The organism is Pedobacter vanadiisoli (assembly GCF_042684385.1).
GTDB lineage: Bacteria > Bacteroidota > Bacteroidia > Sphingobacteriales > Sphingobacteriaceae > Pedobacter > Pedobacter vanadiisoli.
This window is the reverse complement of sequence record NZ_JBHULL010000009.1, coordinates 419071-438394: the sequence shown is the minus strand read 5'-3', so window position 1 is coordinate 438394 and position 19324 is coordinate 419071. Positions and strand designations below refer to the sequence as shown.

Annotated in this window: 13 protein-coding genes; 6 read left to right on the top strand and 7 right to left on the bottom strand. The window is 39.4% G+C overall.

Features of this window, described 5'->3' with window-relative positions; genetic code table 11:
- Nucleotide 1 precedes the first annotated feature (1 nt).
- From ACFSR6_RS13010 to ACFSR6_RS12995, 4 genes are all read right to left on the bottom strand, one after another.
- The gene (locus ACFSR6_RS13010) at nucleotides 2-3121 is read right to left on the bottom strand and encodes a SusC/RagA family TonB-linked outer membrane protein (protein ID WP_379079576.1); all 3120 of its coding nucleotides are present in this window, start codon (nucleotides 3119-3121) and stop codon (nucleotides 2-4) included.
- 261 nt (nucleotides 3122-3382) lie between these two features.
- The gene (locus tag ACFSR6_RS13005) at nucleotides 3383-6301 is read right to left on the bottom strand and encodes a triple tyrosine motif-containing protein (protein ID WP_379079574.1); all 2919 of its coding nucleotides are present in this window, start codon (nucleotides 6299-6301) and stop codon (nucleotides 3383-3385) included.
- A gap of 716 nt (nucleotides 6302-7017) precedes the next feature.
- Complete coding sequence (locus ACFSR6_RS13000) at nucleotides 7018-7680, bottom strand: GDSL-type esterase/lipase family protein (protein ID WP_379079572.1); 663 nt, start codon at nucleotides 7678-7680, stop codon at nucleotides 7018-7020.
- Nucleotides 7681-8961: 1281 nt separating this feature from the next.
- A complete protein-coding gene (locus tag ACFSR6_RS12995) occupies nucleotides 8962-11043 on the bottom strand; it encodes an FUSC family protein (RefSeq protein WP_379079571.1) in 2082 nt (693 codons plus the stop codon).
- Between the two features lie 281 nt (nucleotides 11044-11324).
- Here ACFSR6_RS12995 and ACFSR6_RS12990 point away from each other — a divergent pair, with 281 nt between their 5' ends.
- The 4 genes from ACFSR6_RS12990 to ACFSR6_RS12975 all read left to right on the top strand — a co-directional run bounded on the left by ACFSR6_RS12990 (nucleotide 11325) and on the right by ACFSR6_RS12975 (nucleotide 13387).
- A complete protein-coding gene (locus ACFSR6_RS12990) occupies nucleotides 11325-11849 on the top strand; it encodes a Pycsar system effector family protein (protein WP_379079569.1) in 525 nt (174 codons plus the stop codon).
- Between the two features lie 6 nt (nucleotides 11850-11855).
- On the top strand, nucleotides 11856-12599 hold the full coding sequence (locus ACFSR6_RS12985; protein WP_379079567.1) for an adenylate/guanylate cyclase domain-containing protein: 744 nt from the start codon (nucleotides 11856-11858) through the stop codon (nucleotides 12597-12599).
- 163 nt (nucleotides 12600-12762) lie between these two features.
- Entirely contained in the window at nucleotides 12763-13137 is a 375-nt protein-coding gene (locus tag ACFSR6_RS12980; protein ID WP_379079565.1) for a DUF6864 domain-containing function, read from the top strand.
- Between the two features lies 1 nt (nucleotide 13138).
- Complete coding sequence (locus tag ACFSR6_RS12975; RefSeq protein ID WP_379079563.1) at nucleotides 13139-13387, top strand: hypothetical protein; 249 nt, start codon at nucleotides 13139-13141, stop codon at nucleotides 13385-13387.
- 120 nt (nucleotides 13388-13507) lie between these two features.
- Here ACFSR6_RS12975 and ACFSR6_RS12970 read toward each other — a convergent pair whose 3' ends face one another.
- On the bottom strand, nucleotides 13508-13954 hold the full coding sequence (locus ACFSR6_RS12970; RefSeq protein ID WP_379079562.1) for a hypothetical protein: 447 nt from the start codon (nucleotides 13952-13954) through the stop codon (nucleotides 13508-13510).
- Nucleotides 13955-14239: 285 nt separating this feature from the next.
- On the opposite strand from ACFSR6_RS12970, the gene ACFSR6_RS12965 reads away from it, so the two are divergent.
- Together ACFSR6_RS12965 and ACFSR6_RS12960 are read left to right on the top strand one after the other, a co-directional pair.
- Nucleotides 14240-15313, top strand: a complete 1074-nt coding sequence (locus tag ACFSR6_RS12965; protein WP_379079560.1) for an FISUMP domain-containing protein — start codon at nucleotides 14240-14242, stop codon at nucleotides 15311-15313.
- Between the two features lie 381 nt (nucleotides 15314-15694).
- Complete coding sequence (locus tag ACFSR6_RS12960; RefSeq protein ID WP_379079558.1) at nucleotides 15695-15886, top strand: hypothetical protein; 192 nt, start codon at nucleotides 15695-15697, stop codon at nucleotides 15884-15886.
- A 424-nt stretch (nucleotides 15887-16310) separates the two neighbouring features.
- Here the strand turns inward: ACFSR6_RS12960 and ACFSR6_RS12955 are convergent, their stop codons facing one another.
- Complete coding sequence (locus tag ACFSR6_RS12955; protein WP_379079556.1) at nucleotides 16311-16676, bottom strand: hypothetical protein; 366 nt, start codon at nucleotides 16674-16676, stop codon at nucleotides 16311-16313.
- Between the two features lie 172 nt (nucleotides 16677-16848).
- Nucleotides 16849-19302 carry a TonB-dependent receptor domain-containing protein gene (locus tag ACFSR6_RS12950; protein WP_379079554.1) on the bottom strand — a complete coding sequence of 818 codons (2454 nt, stop codon included), beginning with the start codon at nucleotides 19300-19302 and terminating at the stop codon, nucleotides 16849-16851.
- Between the last annotated feature and the right edge of the window lie 22 nt (nucleotides 19303-19324).

The window sequence follows — 19324 nt, the reverse complement described above, 5'->3', positions numbered from 1 at the left end:
ATTAAAATCCAACATTTAAACCAATCATAAATGAACGTGCCTGCGGGTAAACTCCACGGTCAACCCCTAATACCGTTCCGCCGATTTCCGGATCATATCCTGTGTATTTGGTAATGGTCCATAAGTTTTCGCTCATTAAGTAAGCCCTGACTTTTTGTGCACCAATTTTTTTCGAGATATTTTGAGGAAGGGTATAACCTACCTGTAAAGTTTTTAACCTGAAATAATCACCTTTTTCCAGGTATAGTTTAGAGAATTTGATGTAGTTTCCGTTTGGATCAGATTCTACAATACGTGGCATGGTAGTAGACGGATTAGAAGGCGTCCAGCGATCTAAGATTTTGGTTTGCCAGTTTGCATAGGTAACATCTAAACGGCGTAAGCCCTGAAAAATCTGGTTTCCGCCAACACCATTACCAAAAGCCACCAAATCCCAGTTTTTATAAGCCAGGTTAATGGTAATACCGTAGGTATATTTAGGAATTGGGCTGCCTAAATACGTTCTGTCTGACGAATTAATTTCATTATCGCCATTTAAGTTCGCAAACTTAATATCACCGGGTTTGGCATTAGGCTGTAGTTTGGTACCTGCCGGGCCAACATAGCTATCAATTTCTGCCTGAGTTTGAAAAATACCCAGCATATCATAACCATAGTATTCGTTGAAAGATCTGCCTAAGCCGGTACGGGTAAAGTTACCCATGGTTTGGAAGCTTTGCGCATTATCTTCGATAAAGGTTTTACCCGGCAATAACTTGGTCACTTTGTTTTTAAGGAAAGATAAATTTCCGTTTACACCCAGGTTAAAATCACCGATTTTTTTGCGGTAACCAAGTTCGAACTCAAAACCGGTATTTTGCATATCGCCCACGTTTTGTGTCGGGCCTCCGGCTGCACCCACATATAGAGGAATATCAGGTGTTTGCAATACCCCAACGGTTTTCTTTTTAAAGTACTCTGCCGATAAGGTGAAATTGGTAAACAGGGTTGCATCAAAACCAAAGTTGGTCTGGCGGGTTTCTTCCCATTTCAGATCGGGGTTAGATAGTGCGGCAGGGCTCCAGCCTATCATGCTTTGATCGGTTGTACCGAAGGTATAGTTACGGCCACTGCTTACCAATGAAACGTACCTGAAATCGCCCAAAGCATCGTTACCGGTAACCCCATAACCTCCGCGGATTTTTAAGAAATTCACGATATCATTTTCTTTCCAGAAAGCCTCTTTTGAAGGCACCCAGCCCAGTGAGAACGAAGGGAAATAACCAAAACGGTTATTGGTACCAAAACGCGATGAACCATCACGCCTGATAATACCGGTAAACAGGTATTTCTCATCGTAATCGTAGGTAACGCGGGTAAACAATGAGTTTACAACATGTAATGTTCCATCGCCACCACCTACAAGTTTGTTAGCCGTTCCGGGATCATAATTTAAATTTGCCTCGTAAAAGCTGTTGGCAATGATATTCTGATACGTAGTGTTTAAACTTCTGGTATTGTTATCCATATAGTATCCCTGACCCAGGATAATAAAAGCATGGTGTTTACCAAAATTGCGCGAATAACTTAAAGTATTTTCCCAGTTATAGTTTAATACCGTATTAATTTCGCGGTAGAACGATTTTTTATCGTTTTTAGAAGAAGAGTTAAGGTAAAAAAGCGGGGTGTACGAATCACCGCCATAAAAAGCTACTTTAGTACCTAAACTTGATCTGAATTTTAAATTGGCAATGGGTTCAATTTCCGCAAAAGCATTACCAACAATGTTGTGGTCCCAGCTGTAGTTACCCAGGCGGGTTTGCATGTAAGCTATTGGGTTAGTCATTTCCTGACCAACAATAGGCGAAATACCATAAGGGAATCCATCAGGGTTTCTAAGTGTATTGGCAATAGTGTAAGGCGATTTGGCAATTAAAGCCGGATCGGTTTCTATTACCGGGGTAATCGGATCGAGGTTAATGGCCGAGCTTAATGGCCCGCCAAACTCACTGTTGGTATTACCCAAACTGCTGTTTACGGAGTGGCTGTAACCTAAATTTTCGCCAAAAGTAATCCATTTTGCAGGTTTGTAAGTAGAATTGATCCTTACGTTTGCCCTGTTCCATTTAGAAATCGGGCTGGCCACAATACCATCCTGTTTAATGTAACCCACCGAACTGTAGATGGTAAATTTATCGTTTCCTCCACTAACACTGAACTCGTGTGTCTGGCGGCGGGCATCATCATTAAATACCTGGTCCTGCCAGTTGGTGCCTACCCCTAAAGCAGCCGGATTTGCATATGGCTGGGGCAACCCGGAGTTAGCCGCCGATTCGTTTCTGATGGTAGCATACTGGGTGGCATTTAGTAAATCGAGTTTCTTGGCTGGTGCAGAAGTACCATAAAAACCGTTATAATTTATACTTATTAAGCCGGCTCTTCCTTTTTTGGTAGTAATAATAATTACCCCGTTAGCAGCCCTGGCACCATAGATAGCCTGCGAGGCAGCATCTTTTAACACTTCGATAGATTCGATATCAGCCTGGTTAAGGTAACCTATACCGCCGTTATCTACAATTACTCCATCCACTACCCAAAGCGGATCGTTATTACCACCCGAAGCAAAAGAAGTATATCCCCTTACGCGTACGGTAGAAGAAGTACCTGGCTGTCCGTTACTACTGGCAATAGTTAAACCAGATGTCCTGCCTTGTAAAGCCTGTTCAACCCTGTTAATGGGCATACTTTCTAAATCTTTGGCTTTAACGCTCGAAATAGATCCGGTTACCACACTCTTCTTTTGTGTACCGTAACCTACCACTACTACCTCCGTCAGATCTTTTGAATCGGCTGTCAGCGTTACATTAATGCGGCCTCCTGCCGGAACAGTTACCGTTTGTGCAATCATGCCAATTAAATTAACAGTGAGCTTTGCCCCTACCGGAGCCTGGATGGTAAATACACCGTTGGCATCAGTCGATGCTGCTCTTGTTGTTCCATTTAACTTAACCGTTACGCCAGGCAATGGCGAGCCATTTTGCTCCGTTACCTTTCCTGTAACCGGAATGTCTTGTGCCAATAAAGCAAACGGGAAAGCCAGGAGACAGTAAATGAAGAATACGAATGTAAATCTTCCTCTCATAGAAATTAGTTTTTAGTGAATGATATTTGGTTAGTTCATGATACAGACTTACAGACTGCTGTTTCATGAATCAAATCTATAGACGCGATGAGCAATAGCACAATTTGCCACTACTACACAAACCATACACCAACCCTCAACCAGCCTAAAAAACAGAAAAAATAGACCTACATAAGCCCTACATGAGAAACATAAACAACTGTTTTACAGCATTTTAATTTTTTTAACAAAAAACGACAATAATTACCTAAAAACATGCGTTTAAGACGTTTTTTGCCGTGCTATTTCGATCAGGAACTCGTATAAATTGGTTTCTGGCTTAAGCTGAAGTTTCTTTCTGAGGCGGTAACGCCCCACTTCTATGGCCTTAATGGTTACATTCATCAGCTGGGCCATTTCTTTTGAAGAAAGGTTCATAGAAAGGTAGGCGCAGAACTTCAGGTCGTTCTGGCTCAGGTCGGGATAAAGATCTTTTAACCTGCTGAAGAACTCAGTATTGACATGGTTAAAGTGTACGCTCATATGATCCAGTTCCTGGTCTTTCTTTTCCACATCTTTAATCAGCCTGATCAGGTGCCTGAAACTTGGCGAGCTTTCGTTAAGGTCGTGGTTTTTAATCACAGCCGATATTACTTCCTTTATTTTAGCCAAAACCTTACCCCGCTGCACCAGGTGCATGGTCATGGTAGAAAGTTCTTTGTTTTTATAATTCACATCAGCCTCAAGTTTTTCGTTCTGCAGCCTTACAATTTCTTTTTCATTTCTATCAAGCTCCAGCTGGTGCAGGTAACTCATGCGTTCCTGTTCTTTTATGTGCTTCTTTTTTTGCCACCTGATAATTAATCTCAGGGCCAATACAATTAAAATAAGGTAAACTATGCGCATCCAAATGGTATTGTACCAGGCAGGCAAAACCACGAATGTATAACTCACTATTTCCGATTCGTTACTGATGCCGGTACTGGCCTTTACATTAAAAGTATATTTTCCGGCAGGCAAATTGGTATAGTCCTTTTCACTTTTAGTATTCCATGCCGACCATTCGCTATCAAACCCAATAAGCTGGTAGCTGAATTTAATGTTCTTATCATGCTCAAAAAGTGTAGAGGCATATTCGAAATGGATAGAATTTAAGCTGTACACATATTCAGGTATTTCTTGCAAATCCTGCCTGGGCACAATGGTGCCTTTATTTACAAAATAGCCTCCAAAAACCACGCTGTCTTTGTTGCCCATTAATTTAACCGTGCCCAACACTACATTTGGCCGGGTTATATTCTGAATGTATTTCTGATAATTGATATGGTAAGCCCCTTTGTTTGCGCCTATAAATATGTTTTTGCTATCTGGTGTATATATTGATTCGAAACCACCAACCACTTTGCCATTTAGCTCGGGCAGGTATAAAATACTGAAAGCATTTTTACCCTGTGGCCTGTGGAAATCGATTACACCTACCTTTTTATTGGTAACAAACCAGATATTGCCATCGTTATCCTCTTTAAGGTACTGGATGGCAACACCGTTGAGTGCCGACCCCAGCAATTTAAACCGGATAAACCTTTTACTGACCGCGTTATATTCGAAAACACCGCTTGTAGTAGCAATTAACACCCTGTTTTTAAGATGGAATACATAATTATAAAGCTTGGTAGGCAAGCCATCACGGTCAGAGCATAAGGTAGTACGCAACACACTTTTATGATCAGGTTTTAGTTCTATTTTATATACACCATGGTAAGGGTGCGAAGCCCAGATCAGGTCAGGGTTATTGTTGTCGGCCACAATAAAGCGCAGCGTTTCGTTAATTCCGGCAATTTTACCGCCGTTAATAAAGCGGTTTCCATCGTAATTTATTTCCTGTAGTCCGGCATAAGTACCTGCAATTACCTCTTTGCTCGGGTAAACATTATCCATACTTTGGTACATCCAGGTACCAATAGAGCTGTACAAAGGGGTGGCAGCATTATCCTTTACCAGCAAGGTTCCGTCTTCGTGTGCCATAAGCAGCTGGTTGTTAATTTCATCAAGCCCCCACACCTGCCCTTTTGTATTCTTTACCTCTTCGAAGTTGGCAGGCGAATAACTTAAATCGGGCATAGCTGTATTAACTTTAGTCCGGTACAGGCCATAAGAGGTACCAATGTAGATCGATTCGCCATATTTACGGAAAGCGTAACTGGTAATCTGCTTATTGCGATCGGGGGCAATACTTTTAACTGCACTGTTTATGGCCACATAAGCAATTCCATCATCAAGGGCCAGCCACATATTTTTATCCTTATCAAGCAGTATCCCCCTTACATTATTATTTTGTAAACCTTCTTTATAATTGTATTTCTGCACCAGGTTTCCCTGCTTGTTCATAATATACACGCCACCCGAAGTGGTGGCTACCCCGTATAAATCCGGGCTAATCTGAGTGGTAAAATAAATCCGATCGTTTAAAAAAACCTGATCCAAACTGGTTTTTAAAGGTTTTAGCTGATGATTAACCACCAAAAAGAAACCTTTTTTTAACATCGATACCAATAAGGTATCGCCACCATAAGGCAGTACCGCTGTAATGCCCGAGCGGTTTAAAACACTATCTACACAAAAGGGCTTCCACATTTCGTGGTCGTAAATCATCAGGCCCGAATTAGCAGACTGCGAAAAAACTTTGCCTTTTGCAGTGCCCATAAACATCCAGGTGGTATTGGTTTTGTAACTTTTAACTACGCCGTCTTTATAATGCAGAATGGCATGTATCGATCTAAAAAACACTTCATCGCGCACAATTGAAACGCCCCATATATCGGCTAGTTTCCGCATGTTTTCGGGCAGCAGGTTTAGTAGCGATGTGTATTTTAAAACACCTTGCGCATTCGGGTAGAAATAACCAAACTCATCTTGCCCGCCCACGTAAATTCGGTTTTTAGAATCGATCCCCACCGAACGTACCGAGGTAAGATTGGGCAACCTGAACAGGTTCCAATAGCGGCCATTAAAAGTAAGCAGTCCCTCATTATTGCCAAAATAGAGGATGCCATTTTTATCCTGCTCTACATCCCAGTTCTGGATACCGCCATTATACTGCTCGTTATTGTAATTTACCACTTGCGGAATCCCTAATAGTACCTGGGCCTGGGCACAATAAATGGTCAGGAAGAATAATATAATGAGTAGAAGTCTCTTCATGTAGGTTCGGGAACGGTTAACGCAATAATAAATATATAATTTTAATTCCGCATTGACACGCTTACAATTTCAGTCGCTTGCGCGCGTTTCTAACGCGTGCAGAAACAGCTTAACGATTGCATCGTTTATGCATACCATTTTTAACCACCTAAGACATTTAAGGACACTCAAGTTTTCAGCTTTAATCTTTGGCCTTTCAGCTTTGGTCTTCTTATTATTTTGAAGCGCAATGCCTGTGGTTAATGGGCTGGCTTCGGTCCCGCTTTCCCTGCAAGTCCTCTCCCGATGAAACCTGTGGAACAAGCAAGCATACCGATAAACAAAATTATGAATGCTTAAATCGGGATTGCGGGCTTTCCGTTCAATCGGGGCTAGTTAACTTCAGCACTGCAGAAAATTTTGTTGGTCGTGATTTTAATTCTAGCTTGCGCGCGTTTCTAACGCGTGCAGAAATAGCTTAACGATTGTATCGTCTGGTACGCGCCCTTATTTACCATCTAAGACACCTAAGCTTTTTGCTTTGGTCATTAAGCTTTTAGCTCAGGTAGATTTCTCGGCTGCGCTCGAAATGACGGTAATCTTAGCACACCCAGGCTTTCTGCTTTGGTCTTTCAGCTTTTTTCGAACTCTATGCTCCAAATCCCCGGACCTCCGACTTCCGGACCCCGGACTCTTTTTACCACCTCAGGCATCTTAGCACATCTAAGCTTTCAGCTTTAGTCTTTCAACAAATGTGGCTCAACAGCTTTTCTCCAGATCGCATAACCGGCAGCATTCATATGCAACATATCGTTAACAAAAAGTTCAGGGCGTAACTGCCCTTTTTTGGTGAGCATTAAAGGGTAGATGTTAATGAATTTGGTATTGGCTTCGTCTTTGAGAAACTTTTGGATTAAAGCATTTGAAGCCACCGCTTTTTCTTTAAACTTATCGCGACTTGGGCTAGGTTTAATTGAAATGTAAACAATAGGTACAGTGGGCAATTTTGCCCTGATGGCATTGTACAAGTTAATGGTACGGTTTAGCACCGTATCAGGTGTTACTGCATCGTTGGGCAGGTCGTTTTCGCCAACATAAAGTACAATCTGTTTAGGTTGATATGGGAAAACGATATCATCTAAATAATAGGTAATATCGTTAATCACCGCACCGCCAATCCCCCGGTTTAAAGCATTGTATTTGGCAAAAATCTGTGTACAGTCGTCCCATTTGCGAATAGATGAGCTCCCCACAAAAAGCACCGGGTTTACAGGCGGTTTATACATTTGATCGTACTTTTTAATTACCTGTACATCATCCCAAAAATTGGGTTTCTTTTGGGCAAAAGTGGCTATGGTTAAAAGAGAGAGGCAAAGCAGAACAAACAATGATTTTTTCATATAAAAATGTTTAAAACGAACCCAATATAACAATATACAACTGGCTGCGGGTAAATCAAACAATTTTATTACTGTTGTTTATGATGTTATTGACATGTAGGAATCTGTCATCCTGAGGGATAATTTATTTGTATAAAAATCAATGTGATTAACAGATAAATTTTATCAGGTAGTATCCCTCGAGAGATCGTCATTCCCAACTTGATTGGGAATCTTAAAACGTTTGCATTAAGATTCCCGCATGCGCGAGAATGACGATATTTCTATAGGAATCTGTCATCCTGAAGGATAATTTATTTATATAAAAATCAATATGATTAACAGATAAATTTTATCAGGTAGTATCCCTCGAGAGATCGTCATTCCCAACTTGATTGGGAATCTTAAAACGTTTGCATTAAGATTCCCGCATGCGCGAGAATGACGATATTTCTATAGAAATCTGTCATCCTGAGGGATAATTTATTTGTATAAAAATCAATATGATTAACAGATAAATTTTATCAGGTAGTATCCCTCTAGAGATCGTCATTCCCAACTTGATTGGGAATCTTAAAACGTTTGCATCAAGATTCCCGCATGCGCGAGAATGACGATATTTCTATAGGAATCTGTCATCCTGAGGGATAATTATTGTATAAAAATCAATATGATTAACAGATAAATTTTATCAGGTAGTATCCCTCTAGAGATCGTCATTCCCAACTTGATTGGGAATCTTAAAACGTTTGCATTAAGATTCCCGCATGCGCGAGAATGACGATATTTCTATAGAAATCTGTCATCCTGAGGGATAATTTATTTGTATAAAAATCAATATGATTAACAGATAAATTTTATCGGGTAGTATCCCTCTAGAGATCGTCATTCCCAACTTGATTGGGAATCTTAAAACGTTTGCATTAAGATTCCCGCATGCGCGAGAATGACGATTTTTCTATAGGAATCTGTTATCCTAAGCGTAGTCGAAGGATCTTTTACGTTAAATCCTCTTTTAAATGCTTCAAAGGCGTTTCGACAGGCTCAACGTGACAAACAGTTAAATGCGATCCCTGAAACCAGCAAAAACTTTGTGAATAAACCTGATTGCAATGGAAAGCCCGGAATCCCGATTTTTTCATCGGGTGAGGACTTGGAATGGAAAGCAGGACTACAATCCGCCAAGATATACTGCCCTTTCATTTCCAAAAACAACAAATAAAACAATCTATTTAAAACCAACAGGGCCTTCGACTCCGCTCTCCGTAGGAGTCCTTTGGACATACTAACAAGCAATTAAATTCACCCCCAGAAACCAGCACTAAACCGCTTAAAATCTAACGATAAAGCCAAAATATACGCCAACTTCTGCCTGGTAGAATGATCTTCATCATTTACACCCATGGCATCAATACGTGGTGCTGCATCATTTTTTAATATGGCTTCATTACCCAGGTTATTTACAATTTGTTTAACCAAAAATAGATCGGTTTGTTCGGCCTTATGGTTAAGCGAAAGGTATATCGAAGTAATAATGGCGTTAACCTGGTATATAATGGCCTGTACATCGTAAAGTCCTTTAAAATCAATACTTTTCTGCAGGGGCTCCTGCCGGGCCGATTCTATGGCTTCGCTAAGGGCCGATAAACTTAAATTGGCATTTTTACGGGCCATACGCGATTGATTTTCATCGCGTTCGGACCGGTTTTGAATGGCCACTTCCAGGTAATGAATACTGGCTTTCGCAGCATCAGCAATTTTTGTTTTCAGCTGCCGGCTATCCCATACTGGAAACAGGTAAGTGGCAAAAATGGCAATTACACAGCCCAGTAACGTAAACATAATGCGGTCGTGCACAATATGATCGAAATGCCCCTGGTAACTGCCCAGTGTTAAAATTACCGCCGGGGTAATAAACAGCACACTAATGGTATAATTTAAGCGGTTAAAAGCATAAAAACCCAATAAAAAAATAATCGAAAAAGACAACAAAACAGCCGGACTTTTAATCAGGTAAACCAGTAGCAAACCAATAACCACACCGCCCATACTCCCTTTTAAGCGTTGCAGGTTGCGTTTCCAGGTGATGGAGAATTTGGGCCGCGCCACAATTACCAGTGTTAAAAAAAGCCAGTAGCTATATTTGCTCGGTTCTAACTGCCAAATGAGCAGAAAACCAAAAAGGAAACAGATGGCCAGCCGCAGCGAAAACCTGAATATGGGCGATTTTAAGGTAAGGTGTTCTTTAACCGAAAAGCGGTCGCCGGTAATAAATAAGGGATAAGCTATGGTACCGCTTAACTCTTGCTGCTCCTTTTCGGGTAAGCGCTCATTACCGCGTATCATTTCAATAATGCGCACAATATCGTTCATATTGGCCATTACCTTGAGCACAATTAAACGCTGGGTTTCATTTAATCGCTCCAGCTCCTGCTGCAACAGCACCCGGTTTTTGTGGTAGGCCATATTGGTGGCTAACTCACCTTTGTAAGCTTTTGCTGAGCGTACATGTCGCCCCAATTGCTCCAGCTCTTTTGCTAAAATCTCAATTAGGGTAGCAATCAGTTGCAGGCTAGTGCCCTCATTAAGGGTTTTGCGCACCAGGCCATAATCGTAATGTACGGCATTCAACTGTTCATATAAATCGATCAGCAACCTTGCCCGCTCCAACAACAACTGACCTTTAGGATTATCGGGATTCATGGCATACTTATCGGTAAGCAACAAATTGCGGATTAGCTCATGTTTCTGGTTTACTTTGATATGCAGCTTAATGGCTGCTTTCTGCTGCAGATCGAGCGGTACAGTTACATCGTAATTTTTGGCTTTAATGTGCAGAAACTCGGCACTGCTCTTTAAACACTCAAAAATGGCATGGTGCAGCGAGCGGTAAGGACGAAGCAAGGTCTGAATTAAACTGATTACGTAATACCACAGCCCTCCTATTAAAATACAGGTACTAAAATACAAGGGCCGGGCAGGGTGCAGGCCCATGGTAAAGGTGCACACAATTAAAGCCATGGTACCTATTAAGGCCAGCTTTTGCCCATATACGGCAAACATAGAAAAGCTGAAAGCGGCGATGATTACCACAACCGCGGTGAGATAAACATGATCTAAAACCGACGAAACCACCAGTGTGGTAGCGAAAAACACGATAATACTCCACAGTGCCGTTTTCAATTTATTCAGGCGGTTATCGGGTAAGTCGGTCAGGCTGATCAATAAAGCGCCAACCCCTATTCCTTTTGCAGCCTCAGGATTGCCCAGGTAAAAGAATAAAATAATGGGCAGTACCACGGTAATGGTGGTACGCAATGCATCAGAAAAATATTCGCCCAAAAAGAAATAGGTAATGGTAGAGCCGATGCTTTTTTTGCCCATGAATAATGTTATGAATACTGATTATGCTTAAACGCGGCAAAGATACAGATTTACAATGCATGCATAGCAAATAACTACACAAAACCAGATACCGATTTGTTCTTTGGACTTTGGTGAAGTGATTGCATCTCACTAAAAATGAGTATTTACGGATTACCGTAATGTTAATTATCTAAACATTCTTATTTTAGGCACCAGCTTTATATTCATCCATTGTGGCCATTATTTTTTACAATTGAATAGTTCTGAGTAACCTACAATACGTACATTAATTATCCTTCATGACAAAAACTGTTGACTATTTACAAAAACAATATGATCATGCCTTTGAGATGGTGAAATTTGGAGAGGCTAAGAACACTACATTGATAGCGTTTAATGGAGCCATAATTATTGGTCTTGCCCAGTTATTAAAAGATATAAATATCTTCTGGATAAAATATTATCTTCAATACACTATTCTTATGTGCATTATATCTGTCTTTATTACTTTCTCGTCGCTTATTGCCAAGATAAAGCATACAACAAATAATACCGCAAGACATCGAAACAGTAACCTTATGTTCTTTGAAACGTTAGCTGACCTCACGCACGAAGAACTGGTAACTAAACTTCAAACTGAATATGGCTGTACAAGTGAGAACCAAAGGCATGAAGAAGATATTGCTAAACAAGTTATAATTACTAGTCAAATAGCAAGCAGGAAATTTAAATTATTTAATCTTGGCATGAGCTTTACATTCGCAGGTTTACTCACACCTGTTATATTAATCATACATCGTATATTTCTTGATCACGATAAATAAAAGCACATGGGATTAAACGCCGATATCACCACTAAAGTAAAAGATATTCTTGACACCAATTTTAACATAGAAGATGTATTATATGTTCCGGAAATTAGTAACTCTAAACTAACTTTTAACAACACAGGTTTACGTTTCGAAGCTACTACTCTATTTATAGACTTAAGAAATTCAACAGGCATTCTCAATGCACACAATAAATCTACTATAGCTAAAATACATAAGGCTTATTTGCACACCACAGTCAAGATCGCAACTTCTCTTGGGGGAGAAGTTAGAAGTTTCAATGGCGACAGTGTGCTTGCATTCTTTCAGGGAACTAATAAGAATACTCTAAGTAATGCAGTTAAAGCTGCAATGCGTATCAAATACATGATAGCAAATTCTGGCAGTGGAATAAACTCTTTACTTGCTAAGTACTCGGCTGTTGACTTCGGTATAGGCTTAGATGATGGCAAGATATTATGTGCTAAAGTAGGTGTAGGTGGAGATGCTAATACAAAGGATTTAATCTGGATTGGTAATGCTGTGAACAAGGCTGTGGTTATTAGTGATGAATGCAAATCTCCAGAACATATTGGAATTTCAAGCTATGTGTATGCTAATCTGAATGACGACGTCAAATATGGTATACAAACCGATTATTGGGGAAATAAGAATAAAGTAAATATGTGGACACCATATTATGTAATGTATAATAGCAAGCAAGAAACATTCTATAAAACTTCATGGCACTGGGTTGTTTCTTAAAATATACATTTAGATTTATTGCTTTATCTGTTTCCTAACTGCTCGTAATATGTTTTTAATTACTGATTATTCATGTGAAAAATCTTTAAAGATTTATACAATTTTTCCAAGTTAGACTAATCTTCGTAAATTAACTTAAAATAAATTTGATTATATAAATATTATGAACGTTACTGCAACTAGTACGGACGGATTCAAGAGAAGAATTATATACAATGAATCGATCCTTCTTGTAGATATAGATGACACTTTATCATTTTCATTTCATGATGAAAAATTAAAAATAACATTGACACTTAACTTTACATTTTCTAAAGACGGAGAACCGTTAAAGACCTCCGGTAATCTTAGTGAAGATAAAAAAACAGTCAACATGATTCTCTATAAATGGGATAAATTAGAAGGTTCAGAAATTTTAAAACCTGTAATTTTGACAGCAACACAATCGGGAAAGAAGATATGGATTAAATTTAAAAGCTCGGCTGATGTGAAGAATTCTTTTCGCTTCTTTCATTTAACAATTTGGGGAGAAGAATAAAATGGCACCATCAAATCAACCAAATTTTAATCAATCTGGAACAACACCTCATAGTAAACTTGATTTATTATCCGGCAAACATACTACAAGTTTAATAGTTGCAATATTATTTCTAATAACACTAATATGCCTCATAGTGGTTGTTTGTGTGAAAGATATTGTGCCAGAAAACCTAGTAACTGGCTTGACTGGTCTATTAGGGGTATTAGCAGGTTTTTTTGCTGGTACTAAGTTTAATGGAGATAATTGAAACTGATCTAGCGCAAGTCTTAGCTCCTTAACCCGTGCAACGGCTAAACTTGCGCTTTAAAAATACTTGTTCACAACCATTAAACCTACTGGGCTGCCTTCAAAGCAGCCCAGTGATATTTTAATCCCTATATCCATCTCTAAAACTATAATGCGTTTGCCCATTACAGATTACATAATCAATAATTTCGATGTTTAGCTTTGAGCAGGTAGTAAAACAGGTGCTTACAAAAAGTTCGTCGAGTGGGTTAACCTTAATGCTTTTCACATCGCAATAGTTTAACACCAGTACGCCATAAGCATTGCAGGCAACAGCCAAACCCGCCAGTTGCTGTATGCAGTTAATGGGTTTTGCCTGTTGCTTTAGTTTGTACCAGCAAAAAACCTCGTGGTTTTGGTTTACAAACAGCACATACCAATCGCAGGCTTTACCAGATGATGGTTTGCCGCGGAGCTGTTTTAAAAATTGAATTGAATTTTTAGCCAGGTTTACATTAACTGGCTTTTTCAGTGTGCAATAACTAAACTCCAGTTTAGCTAAAGTAATTTGATTTTTTGTTGGTTGCATTTTGTGAAAAATTAAATACAGGCCAACTGTGTTCGCGGTATAAATATAGCAAAATTTTATAATGAAGCTGCTGAAAAAATGAATGAAATATCATCATAGAAGAGATGCTGAAATAAATTCAGCATGACGATCCTTCCATTCGCAATGACCTATCTTTTGAGTGAGGCACACTCACTTCCGACTCCGGACTAAAGACTTCCGACTAAAAAATATACCCAATAGACGGTATTGTGGCTGCGTACCTGATTTGGCAAATTTGCTTGTAATAAACAAACAATTAAGGGTATGAAAATAAACAAATTCCTACTAATGGCACCAGTGCTATTGGCAACGGCATCTGCTGTGATGGCGCAGGTAAAGAAACCGGCAGCCAAAGCAGTTGCTCCTGTTAAAACTAAATATGGAGCTTTAGCGATTGACCGGTCGAATGGTTTTTATTACGGCTTTTCGTTCGATCAGCCAAACCGGCCGGAAGCCGAAAAAAGAGCTATCGACGAATGTACCAAGCGTGGTGGTGCCTGCAGCATTGTGCTTACTTATTCGGGTACAGGTTGTGCGGCCTATCGCACCATTGATGGCAATGTCGGTACAGCATTCGGCTGGGGCATCGCTAAAACCAAAGAGGCGGCAGATGCCATTGCCATTAAAGAATGTGTAAAAAGAAGTGGTGGTATACAGCCCACTAACTTTGTTTGGAGCTGCAATTCAGCCCAGGCGGCACAGTTAAACGAAATATACAACGCCTCACCGGAAATTACAGGTCCGGTAAAAATTGGTAACCAGGTGTGGACAAGTACCAATTTAAACGTGAGCACCTATAGAAACGGCGAACAGATCTATTATGCAGCCAACCAAAAAGAATGGGAAAAGGTGAGCAGGGAAAAGATTCCGGCTTATTGTTACCTTAATTTCGATAGCAGTAATGAAAAGAAATACGGAAAGCTTTATAACTTTTATGCGGTTACCGATCGCCGTGGCTTAGCCCCTGCAGGCTGGCATGTGCCCAGCAGCAGTGAATTTTTAACGCTTATTTCGGCTTTAGGTGGGGAAAAGGTAGCCGGTAAAAAAATGCGTGGAACTACCGGTTGGGACATAAAAGATTCGTACAAATTTGCACATGGCAATGGCGATAACTCATCGGGTCTTAATTTATTGACCAATGGCAGTGCAGGTGGCGACGAATATGGCGGCGGTCAATCGTTCAAGTACGGGATATGGTTAAGCTACTGGTGGTCGAGCACGACCAAATCAAGCGGCGATAGCTTTGCCTATTACCTTGACTTTAACAAATACAGCGAACCACGTGTAACCGATTATAGTAAAACCACAGGCGCAGCAGTAAGGTTAGTGAAAGATTAATTTGCCCATATCCTATAATGCTCATATTTCGGAGCCTAAAGGTTAGAAATCACTTACTCAACCGGGAACAATCAAGATTTCCGGTTGATTTTGTTTAAGGGAGATGGTAAATTGTTTTACCATTAAAGCTTTGTAAGAAATATAACCTGATGGATTGCTTCACGCCACCACTCCTTCCCATGCTTCAGTTCGCAATGACGTATCTTTTGAGGCTAATTTAAATATTCCAGCTGGTACTCCTCGCCTTCTTTGTGTTCCTTTACCTTTGTGGTTAAAAAAAATAAAACTTAGCCTTTCCGACACCAGACTCCCAACTAATTAACTATTAACAAAACAATTACGTTTTAAAAGGATTATATAAGTACACCAATAACATTTGATATGAAAACGAACGTAATCATCTTAGCTGCCACATTAGGTTTAACGCTATCAGCATGTACGGGTAAAAAAGCCGATCAGAAGAATGCCGATACCATGCATAAATATACCGATACCAGTAAAATGGTTGACAGTACACATACAGATTCTACAGCCGATTCGACCACAAATGCCCCAGCCGATGTTAAACGTTAAGAGTAATAAATAAAAATGTCGATACAGGAAATATGGGCGTTTTTTAATCAGCCAAAACTAATCCGCCAAACGTTAGGTTAAGTAAAGATTCTTCACTACGTTCAGAATGACAATATTGATTACCCGCTGATTACACAGCTATTGGCAGATTTTTCTTTATAAATCGGCTGTCTGAGGGATAATTTATTGCATAAAAATCAATATGACTGACAGCCCTCTCACGAGTCGTCATTTCGAGCGGAGTGCAACGCAGTCGAGAACCACGATTGCTCAGCGAAGCTAAATCTGTCACTATAGATTTCTCCATTTCGCTACCGATGAAAAATCGGCACGCTACAGTCGAAAGGACGATTCTTCTATAGGAACTGTCAATGGTAGCGTAGTTGAAGACCATACAGCTTTGCGTCCTTTGCGGTTAAATGCGCTACTCCATTAACTTCTTTTTAATGCCTTCAGTAAGTTTTTTCACTTTCATATAGCCTGCCAAAGAACTATTCCTTTTATCGAAGCTGATTTCAAGCCAGCCCTTTTTGGCTTTCAGGTTAAATTTATCGCTGCCGTTTAAGTTTACAAACAGATCAATATGCTGATCCAGTGGCAGTTCGTTGTTCAATGCACTATCCAGGTATTTCTCCAGCTTAGCAGTTTTACCATCTGCATAATTCGCTTCAAATTTAAATGAGCTATTCGTATCCTGTGTACTGATGGATAAATAACCACCGCTGCTATGGCATCCAAAACTTAACGTGGCAACTAAAATTGCAATACTGTAAAAGATATTTTTCATCATTATGGGTTAACTGGTTAATTGTTTAAATTTGTCAATTGGTTCATTAGTCATTAGTCGTTAGTTCATTGGATTAATTGTTTTAATCTCTTAATTGTCTCAAAACTCCCAGCTCCAAGCTCCCAACTTTCAGTCCTCTGGCTTTCCGACTACAGACTAAAGACTGCAAACTACCCTAGCCTCCTGCCCTGTTTTTACTATCATCAGCCGCTGTTTTACGGTTTTGGTTCGATTTTAAATTTTGGTTTCCAAAGTTATAATTGATGCTGAATGAAGCCCTTCTGCTAATATAATTATTCTGCACCCTTAAATTCACATTCTGATAATCGAGCGTTCCTTTCCAATAATTGCTTTGGAAGATATCATCAACATTTAATCTGAGTCTTAAAGCTTTGTTTAAGAAACTTTTTTGTACACCCATATTTAAGGCCTTTTGGTAAATTGTAGTCCGTTCTATACCACGCACACGTGGCGAATTTAGCCAGAAATTGGTTTCAAAAGTCCAGTTATCTGGTAAGGTTATAGAACTGTTAATGTTAAAGTTGTACATTACTTTACTCAATGTAAAAGGGGCTCCTTCCAGGTTATCGTCTTTAAATTTATTATAAAAAAGATTAAAATTGTTTTGCAGGCTCCACCATTTGGCGATGGTAAGCGGAAAATATAAGCCTGCAGTATAATATTGCCCGCTGCCTATATTGCCCTGTCCAACCGTAACAATCCTGGTGCTATCGTTTTGTGCGGTTTTACTGTCCAAAATGAGGTCTTTTGTTTTTGAATAACCCAGCGAAAATGATAATCCACTTTTATAATTATAACTCACTTCGAAATTATTCGTAAACTGAGGCTTTAAATAAGGATTTCCTTGTGCAATGGTATAAGGATCCATATAAAAATTAAAAGGATTAAGTTGCTGGTAATTTGGCCGGTCTATCCTCCTGCCGTACGAATAACGTATATTACTGCTCTCTGAAATTTTCTGACTAACAAAAACAGTTGGAAACAACGATAAATAATGCTGCTTTGTCTCGGTATTATTGGTTACCGATGTTCCGGTAGATTGTGTATACTCAGCCCGCAAACCTGCCTGAAGCTGCCACTTGCCCCAATCTTTAGATAAATTTGCATAAGCTGCATTTACATTTTCTTTATAAATAAAGTTATTGCTTTGTCCTACTATATTCTGCCACTCATTGTTGATCAGGGCTGATGAAAGAAAATCGTTATTGGTTTTAACATAAGTGCTTTTCAGACCTGTTTCAATCTTTGTAGTTTTTGATATTGGCCAGGTAAAATCAGTTTTTGCTGCATAAATATCAATCGCTATTTTACTATTGTTCCTAATCACCGTATTATTATAAAGAGCGCCTTTCTCGTCATAAAAATTGGCTTTAAAATTTTCCAGTCCCGAATAATCAAAACCAGAGTAATCTGCATCAAAATTCAGGCTTGCACCTTCCTTTTTAAAATCGTGCTTGAGATTAAAATTTAGGCTATAATTTTTGTTTGGCGTATTGGCATCAGAATATTGGATTAAAGAATTTTTATTTACTGTACCAGCTTTAGCTTCGTTTATAAATGTCTGAGAAAAATTATCCAGTTTACGCGTACTTGTACTACCATCCAACATCACCCCGATGGTAGTTTTATCACTCACAAAATAATCTGCACCCAGTTTTGCAGCCAGGCGCGATCCGGTATAAATTTTTTGAAAGTTTTGATTAAATAAGCTCTGCAAACCGTTTGAATTGGTAGACCGGTCTAAAAATAAATTGGAGAAATTATTATTTTTTGATGCATTTGCATTGGTATAAAAATTCCACTTTTCTACCCTGTGATTTAAATTGAAGTTAAGCTCCGATCCATAAACATTGGTTGGCAGATTAGCCCTTATGGCATTGCGATAGGTTGAAGAAATGTTTCCGTTTGTACCAAATGCCTTATTCTTTTTCAGTTTAATGTTGATAATACCTGAGTTACCCGCGGCATCATATTTGGCTGATGGATTGGTAATAATTTCAATGCTTGCAATTTGGCTGCTGTTTAAACTATTTAAATAAACAGTTAAGTCAGATGCTGACAAAAAGTTGTTTTTTCCGTCAATCATCACCATCACTCCTGATTTATTGTTCAATAAAATCTGTTCGTTTTGCCTGTCGATCTGCACACCTGGTGCTTTTTCCAAAATTTCGAGGACAGTACTACCCGATGAAACAATGCTGTTTTCTACGTTCAGCACCGTTTTATCAATCTGGTGTTCAACATAAGGTTTTCGCCCCTGTACACTCACTTCTTTTAGTTGCCTGGTTAAACTTTCGATGCTGATGGCAGGCATATTTAAATCTCCGCTTAGTGGAAAATGCACTGTCTTTTTGCTTTTAAAGCCCACTATGGAAACCGAAAGTATATAATCGCCACTTTTTAACTGGTCTATACTAAACTCACCGTCTATATTGGTCGATACACTTTTAGCAAGGCTTGTATCCGGATAATTTAAAGCCCTGACAATGGCAAATGATACCGGAACATTTTTTTCATCCACAACTTTTCCGGTAATTTTATTTAATTTTTGAGCAAAAGAAGTCCCACATGCGATAAAGCATGCAATTAGGGTAAATAATGTTTTCATGGTTATCTTTTAAGTATCATCG